The organism is Desulfurobacterium thermolithotrophum DSM 11699 (assembly GCF_000191045.1).
Classification (GTDB): domain Bacteria; phylum Aquificota; class Aquificia; order Desulfurobacteriales; family Desulfurobacteriaceae; genus Desulfurobacterium; species Desulfurobacterium thermolithotrophum.
Genome location: NC_015185.1, coordinates 1,241,845 through 1,260,944, shown reverse-complemented (window position 1 = coordinate 1,260,944; position 19,100 = coordinate 1,241,845). Strand labels below are relative to the sequence as shown.

The following is a 19,100-nucleotide window of genomic DNA, read 5'->3' as shown; positions in this document are numbered from 1 at the left end:
AATGTCTGTGCTTGTAGAGTTTGCCATGTTTCCAACAGATAAGGGAGAAAGTGTAAGTCCGTATGTTACAAGAATTATAAAAATGATAGATGAAAGCGGTATTCCGTATAAGCTTACCCCTATGGGAACAGTTTTTGAAACTGAGACTATGGAGGAAGCGCTTGAGCTGATAAAAAGGGCATATCAGCAGCTAGAAGCAGACTGTAATAGAGTTTATTCTGTTGTGAAGTTTGACATTAGAAAAGGTAAAAGTGACAGAATGGTTCAAAAGATAAAATCGGTTGAGAGTAAACTGAAAAAAGAGGTTAGCAAATAACAGATAACAGATTAAATTTATAGTGGAGCAGGCTGCGGGGTCGCTCGGAGGGTTTAGTCCTCCGAGAGGAAAGTCCGGGCTCCACAGGGCAGGGAGCTGGCGTTAAGCCAGGTGAGGGTAACCTCACGGATAGGGCCACAGAAAACATACCGCCACCTATAAGGTGGTAAGGGTGAAAAGGTGGTGTAAGAGACCACCGCTCTTTCCCGTGAGGGAAAGAGGCACGGTAACCCCCTCCCGGAGCAAGGCTAAATAGGCTGGCGTTTGAGGGTTGCCCGTCCGAAGCCAGCGGGTAAGCCGCATAAGATAAATGACCCCTTTAAACAGAACCCGGCTTACACGCCTGCTCCATAACTAATTTCTAACTAATATTTGACTAACCTTCAATAACTTTTACATAAACTTTTCTTGTTCTTGGACCATCAAATTCACAAAAGTAAATACCTTGCCATGTTCCAAGTAAAAGTTTTCCGTCATTAATTATGACAGTTTGACTGCAACCCAAAAGCGAAGATTTTATATGAGCAGCAGAGTTACCTTCGGCATGTTCGTAAAAAGATTCTCTCCATGGAATTAATTTATCAAGCATTGACTTTATATCTTTCTTTACGGAAGGATCTGCATTTTCATTTATTGTAACCCCAGCAGTCGTATGAGGAACGTAAACTATGCAAATTCCCTTTGTAATTCCCGATTGTAAAACAATTGATTCAACCTGACGGGTTATGTCTACAAGTTGAGTTCTTCCCGTTGTTTTTAAAGAAATTTCATAGACCATTCAAACCTCCTTTATAGCTCCTCTCCCACTACCCAGTTATCAATAAGCCTTGTGTTACCTACAAAAACAGCAAGAGCTATTAAGTTACCTCTTTTTACTGATTTTACAGATTTAAGAGAGTTTGAGTCAACAATTTCGATGTAGTCAATTTTTTTAACATGAGGATGTGACATTATGAACTTTTCCATTTCTTTTTTTACTATTTTCGCATCTTTTATTCCTTTTTCAAAGAGCTCTTTTGCAATCTTTAAAGATCTGTAAAGAGAAAGTGCTGACTTTCTTTCTTCAGGTGAGAGATAGACGTTTCTAGAGCTCTTTGCAAGTCCGTCTTCTTCTCTTACTATAGGACAACCTACAATTTCTATATCGAAATTAAGATCTTTTACAAGGCGTTCTATAACTTTTAACTGTTGAAAATCCTTTTTTCCAAAGTAAGCTTTATGAGGACGAACAATGTTAAAGAGCTTTGTAACAACTGTTGCAACTCCTTTGAAATGTCCTGGTCTTTTAGCACCGCATAGGACTTCAGTTAAACCTTCAACTTCTACATAAGTAGAATATCCTTCTGGATACATTTCGGAAACTTCAGGAATAAAAAGATAATCAACTCCTTCAGCCTTAGCTATTTTTGAATCTCTCTCTAAGTCTCGGGGGTATCTTTCAAAGTCTTCATTTGGACCAAATTGAGTTGGGTTGACAAAAATACTCATAACTACAATGTCATTTTCCTTTTTTGCGCATTTTACAAGACTAAGGTGTCCTTCATGCAGATATCCCATGGTGGGAACAAACCCTATCCTTTTTCCAATTCTTCTTAAAGCTGAAGAAATAGCCCTCATTTCCTTAACTTTTTTAACAATTTTCATCTCTTCAACTCCTCTTCCATAATTAGTTTAGCTCTTACTATACCGACGCCAATTAATATTACTATTGCAGAATAATAAATCCATAAAAGAAAAATGATAATAGCTGCAAAGGAACTATAAAGAATACTGACTTTAGAGACATTAAAAATAAACCAAATAAATATTTTTTCGAAAACTGTCAATAAAAGGAAAACAAAAGTTGAAATTTTAAAAATAAAGTTAAATCGTATCTTTATAGGTAGAAGGAAGTAATACATGCTAATTAAGATAGCAAATAGTAGAATTGGAACCAAAAGAGAAGATAGGATAGAAAGGATAGGAATTTGTGGTAGCAGTGCAGCAATCAGATATTTAGCAAGATAAAAAACAAACATGAAAATCCATAAGAGGAAAATTGCAAGAATGACAGCAAGATTTCTATAAAAAAAACCTGCTAAATTTTCAACTTCGAGAATTTCACAAAAAGATTTTTCCAAAGAAAGAAAAATACCTCTAGAAAACCATAACATTACGATAGCTGCAGTTCCACTTATTAATCCGGATTTATTCATAACTTGCTCAATTTGAAGAAAAATTGGCTTTAGAGGTGAATTAAAAAATTCTTTTGGAATTAGACTTTCAAAGTCTATTTGAAAAACTGTCATACCAAGAAAGAAAAGAAATATGAAAAGAGGAATGATTGAAACTAATGTGTAATAAGCAATAGATGCTGCATAAAAAGGGTAGTCTCTTTCTACAGCATCACATAGAGAATAAAGGATATACCTAAGAAAAGATCTATTTGTTAAAAGTTTTTTACAAATCATAAAAAAAATTATATCTCAATATAAAAAAGGTTACCCAAAGGGTAACCTTAAGTTTTTCTATTGTGCATAGCTGTGAAGACCCGGGATAATAAGGTTAACACCATAGTAAGTGAAGATGACACTTAAGAAACCAATTATTGTGAAGTAGGCTAAAGGTTTACCAGAAAGTCCTTTAATGTATCTTGCATGGAGATATGCCGCATAAACAAGCCAAGTGATTAACGACCAAGTTTCTTTTGGATCCCATGACCAGTATCCGCCCCATGCGTACTTAGCCCAGACAGCTCCAAGGATAATACCAATTGTTAAAAAGACAAATCCAACTGCTACAGATTGGTACATTATTTGTTCCATTGTTTCAGGAGAAGGAAAGATTTTTGAAATTCCGTATCTATTAAGAAGGTAAAGAAAAGCACAGAAAGCAGCTGCTACGGCAGCGGAAACAAATAAGAAGAAGAAAACATTTTCTCTAAAAGCAGAGTATATAACAAAGAAGAAAATAAACCATGTTGTAACAAAGATTACTGTCCAATCCTTTCCTGTTGTATCGTTTCTTCTTGCAAAGTATGCATAAGCAATTCCAGCACTAACAGCGGCTGCCGCATATCCTACAAATGTTGTAACAACGTGAAAGAGAAGCCAGTTACTTTGAAGTGCTGGAACAAGAGGTTGAGCTTCTTCATCAAATCCTAGTATTTGAGTTGAAAGTTCTCCCATTAATGCTAGTGGAATGATGAACATTCCAAATGCCTTGTTCTTATACTTCCATTCAAAAAGCAAATACAAAAGAACTGCCATCCAACCAAAGAGCATAAGAGATTCGTACATATTTGTAAAGGGAGCATACTTATAAAAGGCTGTCCAATCTGAAACCATATTAACTTTAGCTTTTTCTATTCCTCTTACAATAAACGCTGCTCCCTGAACAAGAACTCCAAGCCAAGCAAGATAGGTTCCAAGTTTTCCAGACCAGGAGCTCTTTGAAAAAGTATGAATGGTGTAGAAAAGGAATGCAAGAGAAAAAGCCACCATCCCTGTGTTAAAAAGAGTTACGGAATTAACCATCGTTTTCCTCCTTAGGGGTATTTGGGCAGTATGAAGACTTTAGTACCCCTAAGACCTCTTCTAATTCAGTTGCAAGGCCTTCAGTACCCTTATTTGTCATTCCTCCAATAACTAATGTTACTTTTCCTTCTTTTCCTTTCTTTATTCTTGTCCAGACTCTTCTGTGAGGAATAAAGAAAGCAACTATTAAACCAAGGATAAGTATAGTACTTCCAACCCAAACAACCCACGTTCCGGGATCTTTAGCAACTTGAAGACCTGTATAAAAAGCAGGTTTTACATCGACTACAGAGAAGACAATATCTGTTCCTGGAACTTTGAAAAAGTTAAATGGTTGTATTACTCCAGCTCTTACTTTTCCGTTTTGTATAAACTCTACTCCCATTGCTAAAGTATTTCCATCAATACTAACAATTCTTAAAAATGTGTTTTGTGATAGTTCAATGGGTTGTCCAAATGCAATTTCAACAGTTTTTGTTTTATTTCCTTCTTTTATTTGAAGAGTTGCTACTCCCTGTCCGTAACTTGCCTGATAAAAGTAAACACCGTTGTATTTTAGAGGATCGTTAACCCTTATTTTTTTCCTGTAGACTTCTTTTCCATTTTCAATTACTGAAAGGTCAGATATGTAAGCTTTAGGCATACCTGATGGATAAAAGTCTATGAAGAACTTATTACATTTTATAGAGAAAGGAAGTTCGATAATTTTAGGACTACTGAAAAAACTAACTAAGTTACTACTGGTTCCTTCAGCAAGATTCATGTAACCTCTATAGCCAAAGACAGCAGTAAGAAGTCCACCGATAAGGACTAACAAAACTCCAAAGTGAACAATATAAACTCCAAACCTTGCGAAGACGTTTTTGTCTGCAAAAACATGAATTTCTTCTTCATCTTCTTTTGAAACTTCTGGTTTATAACGAAGTTTATTTAAGGAGTCAATAACAGAATTCTTTATTTCTTTAATATCTCCAGCAAGAGTTATTTTGTGGACAACTTTTAATGTTTTTTCATAACCTTCCGGAAAGGTTTTTCTTGGTTCTTTTGCAACTTTCCATATTTTTGGAAGTCTTTTAATGGAACAAACAATAAGATTAATTGCTAGGAGCATTAAAAGGAGAATGTACCACCAAGAGTGATAAACATCGGTAAAACCTAAAAATTTAAAGATTTTATAAGTAGTTTCTCCATATTCCCTTAGATACTTATCTGGGTCTTGCTGTTGTTCTATGATAGTTCCGATTATTGAAGTAACAGCAAGAGTCAGAAGAAAGAATATAGCAAGCTTTACAGAGCTCAGAAAATCGTAAATTTTTCTAACCATTCTTTTCTCCTTCTGTCTGCGTTCTCGCACTTCACTTTCAATTATTTTATCAATTTTAGTCAAATTAACTATTTAAAGTCAAGAAATTTAAAACTTAACGAATCTTTAAGAAGTATAGTAAAAGGATCTTTAATTTCTTCTTCTACTTCGCAGAGAGTGAAAGAAGCTTTTTGAGAGTACTCCTTTATTCCAAGAGCTTTAGCTCCGCCGTAAGTGGCCATTCTAAGTAGTTTTCTAATCGGAATAGCTCCTTCAAGTCTATAATAGATAGTTCTTATCTCGGAAATGACAGAAAGAGAAAGGTTTGTGCTAAGACCATCGGTTCCAATACCAACTTTTTCGTATTCTAAAAGATGTTGAACATCAGGGAACCCTGTTTTGAGGTGTATATTACTGCGAGGACAAAGAACAATGCCACAATCTGCTTCCATTAGAGAATCGAGCTCTTTTTTTGATAAATTTGTGCAATGAACAGCAATGAGATTTTCACCGAGAGCTCCTGCTCTTTTTAGATAACTCACTAAGTTTTCTGAACATATATACTCATATCTCTTTCTTCCTAAGAAAGGATAAACTAAGCTTTCAAACTTGTTTTCTTTGCATCTTACAAAAAAACTTTCTTCTTGCGTTTCTCCAAGATGAATTTGGAATTTATATCCCCTTTCTTTAGCATCGCGAGCAATCTTTTCTATAAGTTTAAAAGAAACAGAATAAACTGCATGAATAGAAAGTGGTGGAGGAAGAGAGGAGACATCAGTGTCTTTTCCTATAATTTCCAAAAAGGTTATCCCTCTCTTTATAAATTTTCTTGAGATTCCAAAAGAGGAAATGTCTCCAACATATCCAACCCCGTAGCTTTCAGACTCTTTTAGTCCTTTAATAACAGCTTTTTCTATATCGCTAACAGAAAATGACTGTCTTTTCCCAATTATCCATAAAAGCCAATCAAAAAACGAAGGAAATCTATCTGGATTAAAATCTAAGTTTGAAAGTTCTAAGTGGGTGTGTGCATTAACAAAAGGAGGATAAAGAATTCCTTTTAAAGTTATTACTTTATGAAAGTTTCCTTCCGGTTTTTTCTTATAGTAACCGTCAATTTTTCCATTCTTAACTACAACGTAACCTTCTTTTATGGCTTCTGTTTCTGGAGTTACTATCCAATTAGCTTTTAATAGAATTTTCACAGGTATACCCCTTTACAAAGTTAACGGCATCTTTTACTGTTTTCACTTTGCCGATAGCTTGAAGTTCTAAAAGCTTTTCTTTAATTTTTCCAACGTACTTATTTGGCTTGTCAAAACCTTTAATTTCCATAATTTCTTTTCCTGAGAGAAGGGGTTTAAGGTTTTCTAACCTTTCTCTGTAAAACCTTAAAAGAAAATGAATGAACTTAATAAAATTGCTGACTTCACATTCCATTTTTTTGGAAGTAGCCATCCAGTCTGCTACGCTGTGTAAAAGAGTATGAAAACTATAAGGTTCTGCATTTTTAAAGAAGTTATAAATAGCTTTATCTGAAAGTTTCTCTTTTTTAAAGAGTTCATATAGAAAAAAAGGTCTTAGATGATTTTTTATAACCTTAAATCCTAAACTGGCAGCTTTTTTTCCAAATCCAAGCCTTAAAAAAGCATCTTTTGTTATTTTAGCTCCTACCTTATCGTGATTGTAAAATGTTAATCTTCCATTTCTTTTATTTACAGTTGAAGGTTTCCCAACGTCGTGATAAAGAGCTACAAGCTTTAAAAAGTGAGAATCAAGGAGTGTAGGAAGAAGTTCATTTTGACCTACCTTTTCTGAAAACTCTAAGAGAATTTTGTCCTTTTCTTTTAAGCAAAACTTCTCAAAGAACTCGACTGTCTTTAGCGTATGCTCTTTTAGATTATACTCATGAACTCCCGAAGGGTAGACACTTTCTAAGCTTACAAGTTCAGGAAAAACTAGTGGAAAAATGCCTATGTAGTTAAAATCTTTTAATGCCTCTGATGTTTTATCAATCCTTAAAATTTTTATTAATTCTTCTTTTATCCGTTCTGTAGGAGATTCTTTTAGTTTTTCTAAAATTTTTTTTGAATAATTTAAGAATGAGGGGTGATAGTCAAATTGGAGAAGTATTTTGAACCTAACACCTCTAATTATTCTTACTGGATCGTCTCTTAAAGATTTTTCATTTATCGGTCTTATAAGTCTTTTTTTAAGATCTTCAAAACCTCCAAACGGATCAATTAGAAAAATATAGTCGTTAGATGATGAAAAGAGCTTTTTGAGATCTACAGCAATTGCGTTTATTGTAAAATCTCTTTTAAGTAAGTCTTCTTCCAAGGTTTTTCCGTGCAGATTGCTGATGTCAAGGCGAAATTTGTCACTTAAAAAAGTAATAACTGTTTTTTCTTTTTCAAAAGTAAAGGAAGAAGCTTTTAAAACCTTAGAAATACACTCTTTAACTTTTAAGAGCTCATCTACAGTAACTATATCAATATCGACTGTGTCTTTTGAAATTCCTAAGAGTTTATCTCTAACAAAACCACCAACAAGGTATGCTTTTTCAAAACAACTTTCTATTTTTTCTATTACAGGATGATAAAAATTTAACTTACAAACTCTCTTTTCCATAAAGGAGATTATATAGAATGGAAATCATCGTTGAGACAGTTAACCTTTGGAAAGTATATGAAACAGAAACTGACAAAGTAAAAGCTTTAAAAGGAGTAAATTTGAAATTAAGAAAAGGGGAATTTTCTTTACTTATGGGAGCTTCAGGTTCTGGAAAATCTACCTTACTTCACCTTCTTGGAACTCTTGATAAACCAACAGAAGGAAAAGTTCTTTATAAGGGAAAAGATTTATCCTTGTTAAATAGCAAAAAACTTGCTACTTTTAGAAATAAAAAAATTGGATTTGTTTTCCAGTTTCACTATCTTATAAATGAGTTAACGATTCTTGAAAATGTGATGGTTCCTCTACTTCTTGCTGGGGAGAAAAAATCTGAAGCAAAAAAGAAAGCAACAGAGCTATTGCAAATTATAGGTCTTGGGTATAGATTATCTCACAGACCGTTTGAGATTTCGGGCGGTGAGAAACAAAGAGCTGCGATTGCAAGAGCTCTTATAAATTCTCCAGAAATTGTTTTGGCAGATGAACCTACAGGAAATCTTGATACCGAAACTACTGCTTCAGTTTTGTCCCTCATGCGGGAATTAAACAAAAAGTTTGGTACTACTTTCTTAATAGCTACTCATAACAAAGACCTGGAAAAGTTTGCAGATAACATATACTTTATAAAGGATGGTATCTTATTAAACTAAAACCAATTGAAGGAGTACATATGTTTGAAAGATTTACGGCTAAAGCAAGACAGATAATTATTAAGTCTAAAGAACAAGCTGTTGCTTTAAGATGCGAAAAACTTGGTACAGAGCATATTTTATTAGCTCTTTTAAGGGATGATGAGATTGCAAACCAAATACTATCAAAGTATAACATTTCAAAGGCAAGAATTCAGGAAATTATTATATCTCAAGTTCAACCTGTAAGCTATGAAGTTGATGTAAATACTATAACTTTCTCTACAGAAGCTAGAAGAGTTCTTGAGCATGCTTTAGAAGAATCCAAAATTCTAGGTCATGCTTATGTAGGACCAGAACACCTGTTTATAGCTCTTGCAAAAGAAAGACTTGGTCTTGCTGGAAGAATTTTGAGAAGTTATGGCCTTGATCACTATACATTAAGGAGAGAGGTTTCAAATCTTCTCAAAGGTATAGCAAGAGAGAAAAAGGCTACCAAGAGGTCTTCTACACCAAACCTTGACAAATTTGGAAGAGATCTTACAAAGCTTGCAGAGGAAGGTAAGCTTGATCCCGTAATTGGAAGAGAAAAAGAGATTGAAAGGGTAACTCATATACTTGCAAGACGAAGAAAGAACAATCCTGTTTTAATAGGTGAACCTGGTGTTGGCAAAACAGCAATTGTAGAAGGACTTGCTCTAAAAATTGCTAAGGGTGATGTGCCGGAAAAACTAAAGAATAAGAGAATAGTATCTCTTGATATGGCTTCTCTCATTGCAGGAACCAAGTATAGAGGTCAGTTTGAGGAAAGATTAAAAGCGATTGTTAAAGAGTTGGAGAACAATAAAAATGTGATTCTTTTTATTGATGAAATCCATACTCTTGTTGGTGCTGGAGCAGCAGAAGGTTCAATGGACGCTTCAAATATACTGAAACCTTCTTTATCAAGGGGAGAAATTCAGGTAATTGGAGCAACAACAATAGATGAGTATAGAAAATACATAGAAAAAGATGGAGCTCTTGAAAGAAGGTTCCAGCCTGTAATGGTTGAAGAACCAACTGTTGAAGATGCAATTGAGATACTTAAAGGTCTTAAACCAAAATTTGAGGAATTCCATAACGTTGAAATAACAGATGGAGCTATTGAAAGAGCAGTAAAACTTTCTGTAAGGTACATAAATGACAGAAAATTGCCAGATAAGGCAATTGACATAATTGATGAAGCAGGTGCTAAAGCGCAACTTCAAGCAAGTCGCAAAGATAGCAAAGTAGAAGAACTTGAGAAAGAAATAGAAAAAGTTAAATCACTTAAAGAAGAAGCTTTGGCAATGGCTGAATACGAAAAGGCTCATTACTACAAGCAGCAAGAACTCGTTCTTCTTGCTGAACTTGAAGAGATAAAGAGAAAACTAAAGAGAAAACAAAAGGAGGAAAAAATAGTTATAGACGAAGCTAAAGTTGAAGAAATAGTTGCACTATGGACAGGAATACCGGTTCAACAGCTTCAGGAAAAAGAAGCGGAAAAATTACTTAGGCTTGAAGGTGAACTTCATAAAAGAGTTGTTGGCCAAGAAGAAGCCGTTAAAGCGGTTGCAAAGGCTATTAAACGTTCAAGACTTGGAATAAGGAGTAGTGCTCAAAGACCTATTGGTTCTTTTCTATTCCTTGGACCAACAGGAGTTGGAAAGACTGAACTGGCAAAAGCTCTTGCTGAAGCTCTTTTTGGTGATGAAAAGGCAATGATAAGAATTGATATGTCTGAATACATGGAAAAACATACAGTATCAAGGCTCATTGGTGCACCTCCAGGATATATTGGTTATGAAGAAGGTGGACAGTTAACAGAAGCTGTTAGACGTAAACCTTATACAGTAATTCTCCTTGATGAGATAGAAAAGGCGCATCCTGATGTTCTTAATATTCTTCTTCAAATTATGGAAGATGGAAGACTTACAGATGGACTTGGAAGAACAGTTTCATTTACGAACGCAATACTAATTATGACTTCAAACCTTGGAGCAAAGCATCTTATTTCCTCTCAAAAAGGAATGGGATTTGAAGTAACGGATGGAAAAGAAGAAGAGCGTTCCTTTGAAAGAATGAAGTCATTTGTTCTTGACGAGGTCAAGCGATACTTTAAACCTGAATTTGTAAATAGATTAGACGAAATAATTGTTTTCCATCCACTTACAAAGGAAGATGTAAAAGAAATTGTAAGAAGACAGGTTGAAAGGTTGAACGAAGAGCTGAAGGAAAGAAACTTAAAGGTTCATGTTACAAACAGATTTATAGAATACGTTGTTAACAGAGAATTCAAGAAGGAATATGGGGCAAGGACAATAAGAAGAGCTCTTCAATCTCTTATTGAAGATAGACTTACAGATGAAATACTAATGGGAAGATTTACTGAAGGTGGTAATGTTGTTTTTGACATAACACCAAAAGGAAAGATTTCAGTGAGAGAAAAAAAGAGTCGAAAGAAGAAGCAGACAATGGGAGTATAAAAAATGCAGCGATTTAAAGTAGATAAAGTTGGTAATGGCGTGGCTTACCTTCGAGGACAGGAAGCTCGCCATGCTTTAAAAGTTTTAAGACTTAGAAAAGGAGACGAAATAATTATTTTTGATGGAGAAGGAAGAGAATATTTAGCAGAGATAGAAGCTGCCTCTCCAACTTCTGTTAGGTTAAAGGTTCTTGAAGAGATAAATATTAACAGAGATAGTCATTTAAAAACAACGCTTTACATGGGGTTAACAAATAAACTTCAAAAGTTTGAGTTAGCAATACAGAAAGCTACAGAGTTAGGAGTAACAGAAATTATTCCTGTTGTTTGTAAACGTTCATCAAACGCTCAGAATATAAAGAACTGGGATAATAAATTAAGAAGATGGGAAGAAATTGTTGTGAATGCAGCAAAACAGTGTGGAAGAAATATTCTTCCAATTGTTCATTCTCCAGTAAAACTTCCAGAAATAGAAAACAACAGCGATCTTTTATTTGTTCTTTGGGAAAAGGGAGGAAAGAGCTTAAAGGATTATGAATCTTTTTCAGCTTCTTCTGTTTCTTTGATTGTTGGTCCTGAAGGAGGTTTTGACAAGGAAGAGATAGAAATTCTAAAGGAAAAAGGATTTAAACCTATATATCTTGGAAAGAGAATACTAAGGGCAGAAACAGCGGCAATAGCGGGTATGACATTGGTGCAATTCTTGTGGGGAGATTTAGGAGGGTATTAATGAAAGTTCTTCTTGAAAAAAATTACAATGGAGTAAAGATAAAAGTTATTCACGGTGATATTACAGATGAATGTACTGAAGCAATAGTAAACGCTGCAAATAGTAGCTTGCAGCATGGGGGAGGTGTAGCAGGTGCTATTGTGAAAAAAGGAGGAACAATTATTCAAGAAGAAAGCAATAGAATTGGCTACGTCCCAACAGGTAAAGCTGTTTATACCTCTGCTGGCAATCTTAAGGCAAAATACGTAATTCACACAGTAGGTCCTATTTGGGGAGAGGGAAACGAAGAAGAAAAGCTAAGAAGTGCTATAAGATCTGCTCTTGAAGTTGCTGAAAGACTAAAACTCAAATCTATAGCTTTGCCGGCTGTAAGTACGGGAGTATTTGGGTATCCAAAAGAACTAGGAGTAAAAGTCATAGCTGACGAAGTTCAAAAATATATTGATAGTCATCCTGAAACAACTATAAGAGAAATCCACTTTACTAACATAGATAAATTAACGTCAGAGCTCTTTTATAACGAATTTAAATAATAGTGTTATAATTCCTTCCCAACTTCATCACGGGGGATTTTTGAATATAAAAAAGGAAGTTTTAATTGTTACTTTAATAGCTCTTTGTATTTCTGTTCCTACGACTATATTAACTGATTTAGCTTTAAACTTAAAAGGGAAAGCACTTTTAGCTGGAATTTTTCTTTCCACGATTTTACCTTTAATTATCGCACCGCCTCTTGCTTATAAGTATGCTTCCATGGCAAAAGAACTTAAAGAATTAAATGAAAAACTAGAGCAACTTGTAAGAATAGATGAACTTACTCAAATATATAACCTAACTGTATATTTCCCCTTCAAACAGCTAACATTTCTTTTATTTTTCTTTTTCTACGACAGAACTTCTCTTAAAAACTTACCTGTCCAGGTATCTGTCTTTGCAACTTCTTCAGGACTTCCTATAGCAACGACTTCTCCACCCCTATTTCCCCCTTCAGGGCCAAGATCAATTATCCAGTCGGCACATTTTATAAAGTCAAGGTTATGTTCAATGACTATTACTGTATTACCTTTATCTACAAGTCTTTGAAGAACATCTATTAATTTTTTTATATCGTGTATGTGAAGTCCCGTTGTTGGTTCATCAAGGATATAAACGGTTTTTCCTGTTCCCTTTTTAGAAAGTTCTTTTGCAAGTTTTATTCTCTGCGCTTCGCCACCTGAAAGGGTTGTTGCAGGTTGTCCTAGTTTTATGTAACCTAAACCTACATCATAAAGGGTTTGGAGTTTATTTAGGATTTTTGGATGATTTTTGAAGAACTCTATAGCTTCCTCAACGGTCATTTCAAGAATGTCGTAAATGTTCTTACCTTTATAAGTAATCTCAAGAGTTTCTCTGTTGTAGCGTTTCCCACCGCAAGTTTCACAGGTTACATAGACATCTGGCAAAAAATGCATCTCAATCTTTACAACTCCATCACCCTTACAGGCTTCACACCTACCACCTGGAACATTAAATGAAAATCTTCCCTTTTTATAACCTCTTGCCCTTGCTTCTGGAGTTGCAGCAAAGAGTTCCCTGATATGTGTAAAAACATCTACATAAGTGGCTGGGTTTGATCTTGGAGTCCTGCCAATTGGAGACTGATCAACTCTCACAACTTTATCAACAAACTCAAGTCCCTCAATCCTGTCATGTTTTCCAGGAGTTACCTTACTTTTATAGATTTCCTTTGCCAATGCTTTATAAAGGATTTCGTTTATTAAAGTAGATTTTCCCGAACCTGAAACACCGGTAACACAGACAAAAAGTCCCAATGGAATCTCAACAGTAATGTTTTTAAGGTTGTGTTCCCTTGCGCCAATTATCCGCAACCACTTATCTGCGGGTTTTCTCCTCTCTTTGGGAACTTCAATCTTCAGCTTACCAGAAAGGTACTTACCCGTCAGAGATCTTTCACTACTCTTTATCTCTTCCGGCGTTCCTACAGCAACAACTTCACCACCATGGACTCCAGCACCTGGCCCCATATCAACGATAAAGTCGGCACTTTCTATAGTTTCAATGTCATGTTCAACAACAACAACAGTATTACCAAGATCCCTCAAACCTTTAAGGGTATCAATAAGCCTTCTGTTATCTCTTTGGTGAAGACCTATACTTGGCTCATCAAGAACATAGAGAACTCCTGTAAGCCGTGAACCTATTTGTGTTGCAAGTCTTATTCTTTGAGACTCACCACCGGAAAGAGTAGAAGTTCTCCTATCAAGGGTTAAATAGTCAAGACCAACATCGAGTAAGAACTTAAGTCTATTCTTTACTTCTTTTAAAACTCTTTCAGCAACAATTGCTTTTTGACCTGAAAACTTCATCCTTTTAAAGAACTCATAACACTCTTTAACACTCATAAATTCAACTTCAGCAATATTAAGCCCACCAATCTTTACAGAAAGAGCTTCTTCATTTAACCTTCTTCCCTTACACTTTTCACATGTAACTTCTCTAAGATATGGCTCTATCAATTCTTTAACGTAATCAGATTCTGATTCCATATACCGTCTTTCAAGGTGTCTGATTATTCCTTCAAAGTAGTAAGGTTTATAGTTTCCACGGCTATAAGGAACTGTGTTAAAGACTCTTAATTCCTGTTTCTCTGCATAGAAAAGAAAGTCGAGTTCCTTTTTTGACAACTTTGAAGCTTTCGTATAAGAGGAAATTCCTAAATATTCACATCCTGTTTCTATTAAATCCTTTAAGTACTCAAATTTTGCTTTTTCAACAAGTTCAATAGCTTCTATAATCGGTTTATCCCAGTCAATTAAAAGGTCTGGATCTATTGTAAGCCTAAAGCCGAGTCCTCCACACTCAGGACATGCTCCAAGGGGACTATTGAAAGAAAATAGCCTTGGGGAAATTTCCTTATAGCTAAATCCACAAATAGGACAGGCACCCTTTGTTGAAAAAGTCTCCTCCTCTTTTGTATCGTAATCTTGCAGCGTAACAAGACCTTCAGAGAGATTTACTGCTATCTCAACAGAGTCTGCAATTCTTGTTTTATCCTTTGGATTTACCTTTAATCTATCAACAATTACTTCTATTGTATGTTTTACTTTCTTCTCAAGCTTAAGGTTTAAAGCTTCTTCTATTCTGTATTCTTTTCCATCAATCCTGAGTCTTCTAAATCCTTGTTTGAAAAGTCTCTCTATCAGTTCTCTATGTTCTCCTTTTCTTTCCCTTACGACAGGAGAAATGATAATTATCCTTTTCCCTTCAAGTTTTAAAATCCTGTCAACTATTTCCTGAATAGTTTGAGGTTCAATAGGAACGTTGCACTTTGGACAGCAAGGTGTACCAGCTCTTGCAAAGAGAACTCTCAAATAGTCGTGAATCTCTGTCGTTGTTCCAACTGTTGAACGGGGATTCTTAGAAACCGTCTTCTGCTCAATGGATATAGCAGGAGAAAGTCCTTCTATCAGGTCAACGTCTGGTTTTTCCATAAGCTCAAGGAACTGCCTTGCATAGGCAGAAAGACTTTCAACATAACGCCTCTGACCCTCAGCGTAGAGAGTGTCAAAGGCAAGAGATGATTTTCCTGAACCAGAAACTCCAGTAATAACAACCAAACTATTCTTAGGAATTTCAAGATCAATATTTTTTAAATTGTGTTGACGTGCACCTTTAATTATGATTTTATCCTTCATTGCTCTCCAAACGAAAATAATTTGCAATAAGGAAATTTAAGAAAATCTTAAAGGAAATGGCAAGGAATTGATGAAAAAATTGATTAGATCCACTGTGAAAAGACAGTTAGCCCCATGCCTTCAGGAAAACCACAAATAATATTCATATTTTGAATAGCCTGACCGGAAGCTCCCTTTCCTATGTTATCAATAACAGAAATAACGATTCCAAGGTTGTTTTCTTCGTCTTTTGTTACGTAGATATCGCAGAAGTTTGTTCCTGCAACATCAGAGGTTTTTGGTGGATTGTTTTTTAGTCTTATGAAATACTCATTTTTATAAAACTCTTTGTAAATTCTTCTTAGCTCTTCTTTAGTAACATTTGTTTTAAAGTATATAGTTGAAAGAATTCCTCTATTCATCGGAACAAGATGAGGAGTAAATCTAATAGACGTTAGATCAAGTTTTTCTGCAATTTCTGGTGCATGTCTATGTCCTTCTATACTATACGCTTTAAAGGATTCGTTTATTTCGCAATAAGTAAATGCTAAAGAAGACTTTCTACCAGCTCCTGTTACTCCTGATTTACTGTCAGCAATAATGGGAAAAGAAGGATCTATAAGATTGTTAACTTTTGCAGGATAAAGCCCAAGAATAATACTTGTTGGATAGCAGCCAGGATTTGCGATGATGTTTTTCTTTTTTATTTCTTCTCTATTTATTTCTGGAAGTCCATAGGCAACTTTTTCAAAAAGTTCTTTTGCTGTATGTTTTACTCCATAAACTTCTTCATATTTTGTGACACTTTTAAAACGAAAGTCAGCACTAAAGTCAATGATTTTTAGTTTAGGATTTACTTCATTAAGTTCTTTAACAATTGGAAAAGCAGCTTTATGGGGAAGACAGCAAAAGACGACATCTGAATTCTGTGCAACTTTATCAGGATAGTAATTTTCAAAAATAAGATCTTCATATGGACTTTTTGAAAAGTGAGGAAAAACTTCTGTAACTTTTTGCCCTTCGAACTGTCTTGAAGTTACAGAGACTACTTCTACAAGCGGATGAAACAGTAAAAGGCGGAGGAGCTCCGCCCCTGTATATCCAGAACCACCGATAATAGATACCTTAACGTTTGGACCACTGGTATCTTGCACGAGCTCCTCTCTGTCCGTATTTCTTTCTTTCCTTGATTCTTGCGTCTCTTGTAAGGAATCCAGCTTTCTTAAGAGTTTGCCTTAGCTCAGGATTAAATGCAAGAAGAGCTTTAGCAATACCAAACTTTATTGCATCAGCTTGAGCAGACTTTCCACCACCCTTTACAGTACAGATAACATCAAATCTTCCGTTAGTTCCAGTTACATCGAAAGGTTGCTCCATTATTTTTAAAAGAGCAAGTCTTCCAAAGTACGTAGCAGCATCAACTGTTTTATTCTTTGAAAGCTTTATGTTTATTTTTCCTTCTCCATTAGGAACAAGCCAAACTCTTGCTATTGCGGTCTTTCTTTTTCCTGTTCCATAATATCTTATATCAGCCATTTACTCCTCCATTAAAGCTCAAGGGGTTTAGGGTTTTGTGCTGAGTGTGGATGGGTAGGAGCTGCGTAAACCTTTAGTCTTTTCATTCTGCGGTCTCTTAGCTTATTCTTTGGAAGCATTCCTCTTACAGCAAGCTTGATAACTTCTTCAGGTTTTTTTTGAAGCATTTCTTTAAGAGTTGTTTCTTTAAGATGTCCCATGTAACCTGTGTGTTTGTAGTAAATCTTTTTGTCAAGTTTTTTACCTGTTACATGAATTTTTTCAGCATTGATAACGATAACAAAGTCACCGTTATCAACGTGAGGAGTGTAAGTTGGCTTGTGCTTACCAATAAGGATTTTTGCAATTTCACTTGCAAGTCTTCCAAGTGTTTTGCCGGTAGCATCTACCACGTACCAATCTCTTTGAACTTCTTCCTTCTTTAGCATGAAGGTTTTCATCTGTTTTCCTCCAAAATTTGGCGTTTTTCTTGAACGCCGAAAATGTAGCGGGCACGTGGGAATTTACTAAAGTAAATCGGAATTGTCAAGAAGCTGTTCGAGTTCAATACATGGTGGACACCTTGATGACTTCTAATATAGTCCTCAAACTTCTCAGCGGGAGTCTTGTAATTTAAAGAGTGATGGGGTCTAAGAAAGTTGTAAATCTTTAAATACTCAAAAAGTTTTTTATTCATCTCATCAACAGTCGGTTCTGTTCCTTCTATCATCCATAGTTCACTTTCTGTCGTTTGAATAAACCTTTCTACATGCGCATTAGTCTTGGGAGATTTCGGATAACTAAAGTAGTGTTCTATCCCTTTTCTTTTAAGATATTCGTCTAACTCCCCTAAAAATTCGCTCCCGTTATCCGTTTGAACTTTCTCTATCTTGAAGGGAAGAAATTTTTCAAGTTCTTCAAAAAACCTTCTTCCGCTCCTGCTGCTTTTTGTAGAATAAACCTTGGCAAATGCTATTCGGGTGAACTTGTCTATTGCCGTGAACTGGTAAAAGGTTTTACCGCACCAGTAGAGGTATTTAACGTCCATGAGGATTGTTCCTGGTTTGTCTGCTCTTAGTCCTTTTCTGGTGCGGTTCTTTTTCCCTTTCTGTTTCTTCCTCTTGTAGGTACTTTTTAGTTTCCAGGTTCTTTCTATTAGTCCGTGTCTTTTGAGAACCCTGTAAACTGTAGAGGATGATATTTTTACATTTAGGTATCTTTCCATGAAGGCTGCTATCTTTTCTTTGCTCCAGGTTGGGAATTTTTCCCTTATTGTGACGATGATGTGTTCTATTTCAGGTTCTGTTTGGGGTTGTCTTACTTTATGAGGTCTTTTGTTTCTGTCTTGGAGTCCTTCTATCCCGTACTTGTCGTATCTTTTTTTCCACTTGTAGAAGGTTGTTGGACTGATGCCAAAGTATCTGCATGTTTTTCTGGCGTTGCCTGTTTTGTGGTAATACTCTATCCATTTGAGTCTCCTTTTAACATTTCTGTCTTTTGTTAGGTCAAGTTTCTTTTTTACTCTTCTTCCTTCTTTCAGGGTTTCTTTGAATGCTGTATTTGTGCTTGATATATGGAGGGATGTTCCTTTGAATCTTTTCAATTGTTTCATCGGTGGACACCTCCTTGTGGTATTCAAAGGTTATTGTAGGGTGTCCACCTTCTATCTGAACTTCAACAGAAGCTAAGAATGTTTGATGACATAGAGAATGATTCTATGAAAACTTGAAATTGAAAATTTCTTTCAATAGATTGAAAAAATAAACATTACTTTTGGAGAAATCAAATGGATAGGAGAGATTTTATTAAGAAAACTATTCTGGCAACAGGAGTTTTTTTAGGAGGAGGGGTTACAGTTTCAGAAATAACGAAAGCTGCAGAAGAAAAATTTCCTGTATTTGGACCTGATTTAAAATCTATTGGAGGAAGAAAACATACTCCATATGTAAAGGCTCCTAAGAAAGTAAGAGCTGGGGAATGGTTTGATGTTTACGTTGAGGTTGGATATTATCACCCTCATCCAAATACTATGACTCACTGGATAGAGTCTGTAGCTTTATGGATAGATAAATTTGAAGTTGTAAAAGCAACATTTAGAGCGACTCAAGGAGCTCCTAAGGCTCTTTTCACAGTTAAAATTGATAAACCCGGAAACGCAATACTTGAAGGTCTTGGATACTGCAACTTACACGGACTTTGGGTAAGCAAACCTATTATACTTGAAGTAGTTTAAAGGAGAAAG

General features: G+C 35.4%; 18 protein-coding genes and 1 other RNA gene. 7 read left to right on the top strand and 12 right to left on the bottom strand.

The genetic code is table 11. The features are described 5' to 3' along the window. Nucleotide 1: 1 nt before the first annotated feature. Both DESTER_RS06515 and rnpB read left to right on the top strand, forming a co-directional pair. A complete protein-coding gene (locus DESTER_RS06515; protein ID WP_013638859.1) occupies nucleotides 2-316 on the top strand; it encodes an MTH1187 family thiamine-binding protein in 315 nt (104 codons plus the stop codon). Nucleotides 317-340: 24 nt separating this feature from the next. Beyond that, nucleotides 341-670: RNase P RNA component class A (gene rnpB / locus DESTER_RS08120), an RNA gene on the top strand. Nucleotides 671-692: 22 nt separating this feature from the next. On the opposite strand, the gene DESTER_RS06510 is transcribed toward rnpB, so the two are convergent. From DESTER_RS06510 to DESTER_RS06480, 7 genes are all read right to left on the bottom strand, one after another. Then, a complete protein-coding gene (locus DESTER_RS06510) occupies nucleotides 693-1,094 on the bottom strand; it encodes a secondary thiamine-phosphate synthase enzyme YjbQ (protein ID WP_013638858.1) in 402 nt (133 codons plus the stop codon). An 11-nt stretch (nucleotides 1,095-1,105) separates the two neighbouring features. Then, entirely contained in the window at nucleotides 1,106-1,960 is an 855-nt protein-coding gene (panC, locus tag DESTER_RS06505) for a pantoate--beta-alanine ligase (RefSeq protein ID WP_013638857.1), read from the bottom strand. Continuing rightward, the gene (locus tag DESTER_RS06500) at nucleotides 1,957-2,766 is read right to left on the bottom strand and encodes a YihY/virulence factor BrkB family protein (protein WP_013638856.1); all 810 of its coding nucleotides are present in this window, start codon (nucleotides 2,764-2,766) and stop codon (nucleotides 1,957-1,959) included. The genes panC and DESTER_RS06500 overlap by 4 nt, the downstream gene beginning before the upstream one ends. A 57-nt stretch (nucleotides 2,767-2,823) precedes the next feature. Continuing rightward, the gene (ccsB, locus tag DESTER_RS06495) at nucleotides 2,824-3,831 is read right to left on the bottom strand and encodes a c-type cytochrome biogenesis protein CcsB (protein WP_013638855.1); all 1,008 of its coding nucleotides are present in this window, start codon (nucleotides 3,829-3,831) and stop codon (nucleotides 2,824-2,826) included. After that, a complete protein-coding gene (gene resB, locus DESTER_RS06490; protein ID WP_013638854.1) occupies nucleotides 3,824-5,155 on the bottom strand; it encodes a cytochrome c biogenesis protein ResB in 1,332 nt (443 codons plus the stop codon). The genes ccsB and resB overlap by 8 nt, the downstream gene beginning before the upstream one ends. A 68-nt stretch (nucleotides 5,156-5,223) precedes the next feature. Next, nucleotides 5,224-6,339, bottom strand: a complete 1,116-nt coding sequence (locus tag DESTER_RS06485; protein ID WP_013638853.1) for an amidohydrolase family protein — start codon at nucleotides 6,337-6,339, stop codon at nucleotides 5,224-5,226. Continuing rightward, on the bottom strand, nucleotides 6,317-7,765 hold the full coding sequence (locus tag DESTER_RS06480; RefSeq protein WP_013638852.1) for an HD domain-containing protein: 1,449 nt from the start codon (nucleotides 7,763-7,765) through the stop codon (nucleotides 6,317-6,319). The genes DESTER_RS06485 and DESTER_RS06480 overlap by 23 nt, the downstream gene beginning before the upstream one ends. A 17-nt stretch (nucleotides 7,766-7,782) precedes the next feature. Here DESTER_RS06480 and DESTER_RS06475 point away from each other — a divergent pair, with 17 nt between their 5' ends. The 4 genes from DESTER_RS06475 to DESTER_RS06460 are packed head-to-tail and all read left to right on the top strand — an operon-like array spanning nucleotide 7,783 to nucleotide 12,202. Next, on the top strand, nucleotides 7,783-8,457 hold the full coding sequence (locus DESTER_RS06475) for an ABC transporter ATP-binding protein (protein ID WP_013638851.1): 675 nt from the start codon (nucleotides 7,783-7,785) through the stop codon (nucleotides 8,455-8,457). Nucleotides 8,458-8,477: 20 nt separating this feature from the next. After that, nucleotides 8,478-10,940 carry an ATP-dependent Clp protease ATP-binding subunit gene (locus tag DESTER_RS06470; RefSeq protein ID WP_013638850.1) on the top strand — a complete coding sequence of 821 codons (2,463 nt, stop codon included), beginning with the start codon at nucleotides 8,478-8,480 and terminating at the stop codon, nucleotides 10,938-10,940. Nucleotides 10,941-10,943: 3 nt separating this feature from the next. Next, nucleotides 10,944-11,669, top strand: coding sequence for a 16S rRNA (uracil(1498)-N(3))-methyltransferase (locus DESTER_RS06465; RefSeq protein WP_013638849.1), 726 nt, complete (start codon nucleotides 10,944-10,946; stop codon nucleotides 11,667-11,669). Further along, entirely contained in the window at nucleotides 11,669-12,202 is a 534-nt protein-coding gene (locus tag DESTER_RS06460; RefSeq protein WP_013638848.1) for a macro domain-containing protein, read from the top strand. The genes DESTER_RS06465 and DESTER_RS06460 overlap by 1 nt, the downstream gene beginning before the upstream one ends. A 351-nt stretch (nucleotides 12,203-12,553) precedes the next feature. Here DESTER_RS06460 and uvrA read toward each other — a convergent pair whose 3' ends face one another. From uvrA to DESTER_RS06435, 5 genes are all read right to left on the bottom strand, one after another. Further along, nucleotides 12,554-15,364: an excinuclease ABC subunit UvrA gene (gene uvrA / locus DESTER_RS06455; protein ID WP_013638847.1), complete on the bottom strand. Its 2,811-nt coding sequence runs from the start codon at nucleotides 15,362-15,364 to the stop codon at nucleotides 12,554-12,556. Between the two features lie 83 nt (nucleotides 15,365-15,447). Further along, on the bottom strand, nucleotides 15,448-16,497 hold the full coding sequence (argC, locus tag DESTER_RS06450) for an N-acetyl-gamma-glutamyl-phosphate reductase (protein ID WP_013638846.1): 1,050 nt from the start codon (nucleotides 16,495-16,497) through the stop codon (nucleotides 15,448-15,450). After that, entirely contained in the window at nucleotides 16,469-16,879 is a 411-nt protein-coding gene (gene rpsI, locus DESTER_RS06445) for a 30S ribosomal protein S9 (protein WP_013638845.1), read from the bottom strand. The genes argC and rpsI overlap by 29 nt, the downstream gene beginning before the upstream one ends. 11 nt (nucleotides 16,880-16,890) lie before the next feature. Beyond that, nucleotides 16,891-17,319: a 50S ribosomal protein L13 gene (gene rplM / locus DESTER_RS06440; protein WP_013638844.1), complete on the bottom strand. Its 429-nt coding sequence runs from the start codon at nucleotides 17,317-17,319 to the stop codon at nucleotides 16,891-16,893. Next, on the bottom strand, nucleotides 17,316-18,470 hold the full coding sequence (locus DESTER_RS06435) for an IS481 family transposase (RefSeq protein WP_013638843.1): 1,155 nt from the start codon (nucleotides 18,468-18,470) through the stop codon (nucleotides 17,316-17,318). The genes rplM and DESTER_RS06435 overlap by 4 nt, the downstream gene beginning before the upstream one ends. A gap of 174 nt (nucleotides 18,471-18,644) precedes the next feature. Here DESTER_RS06435 and DESTER_RS06430 point away from each other — a divergent pair, with 174 nt between their 5' ends. Continuing rightward, on the top strand, nucleotides 18,645-19,091 hold the full coding sequence (locus tag DESTER_RS06430; RefSeq protein ID WP_013638842.1) for a desulfoferrodoxin family protein: 447 nt from the start codon (nucleotides 18,645-18,647) through the stop codon (nucleotides 19,089-19,091). Nucleotides 19,092-19,100: the final 9 nt, after the last annotated feature.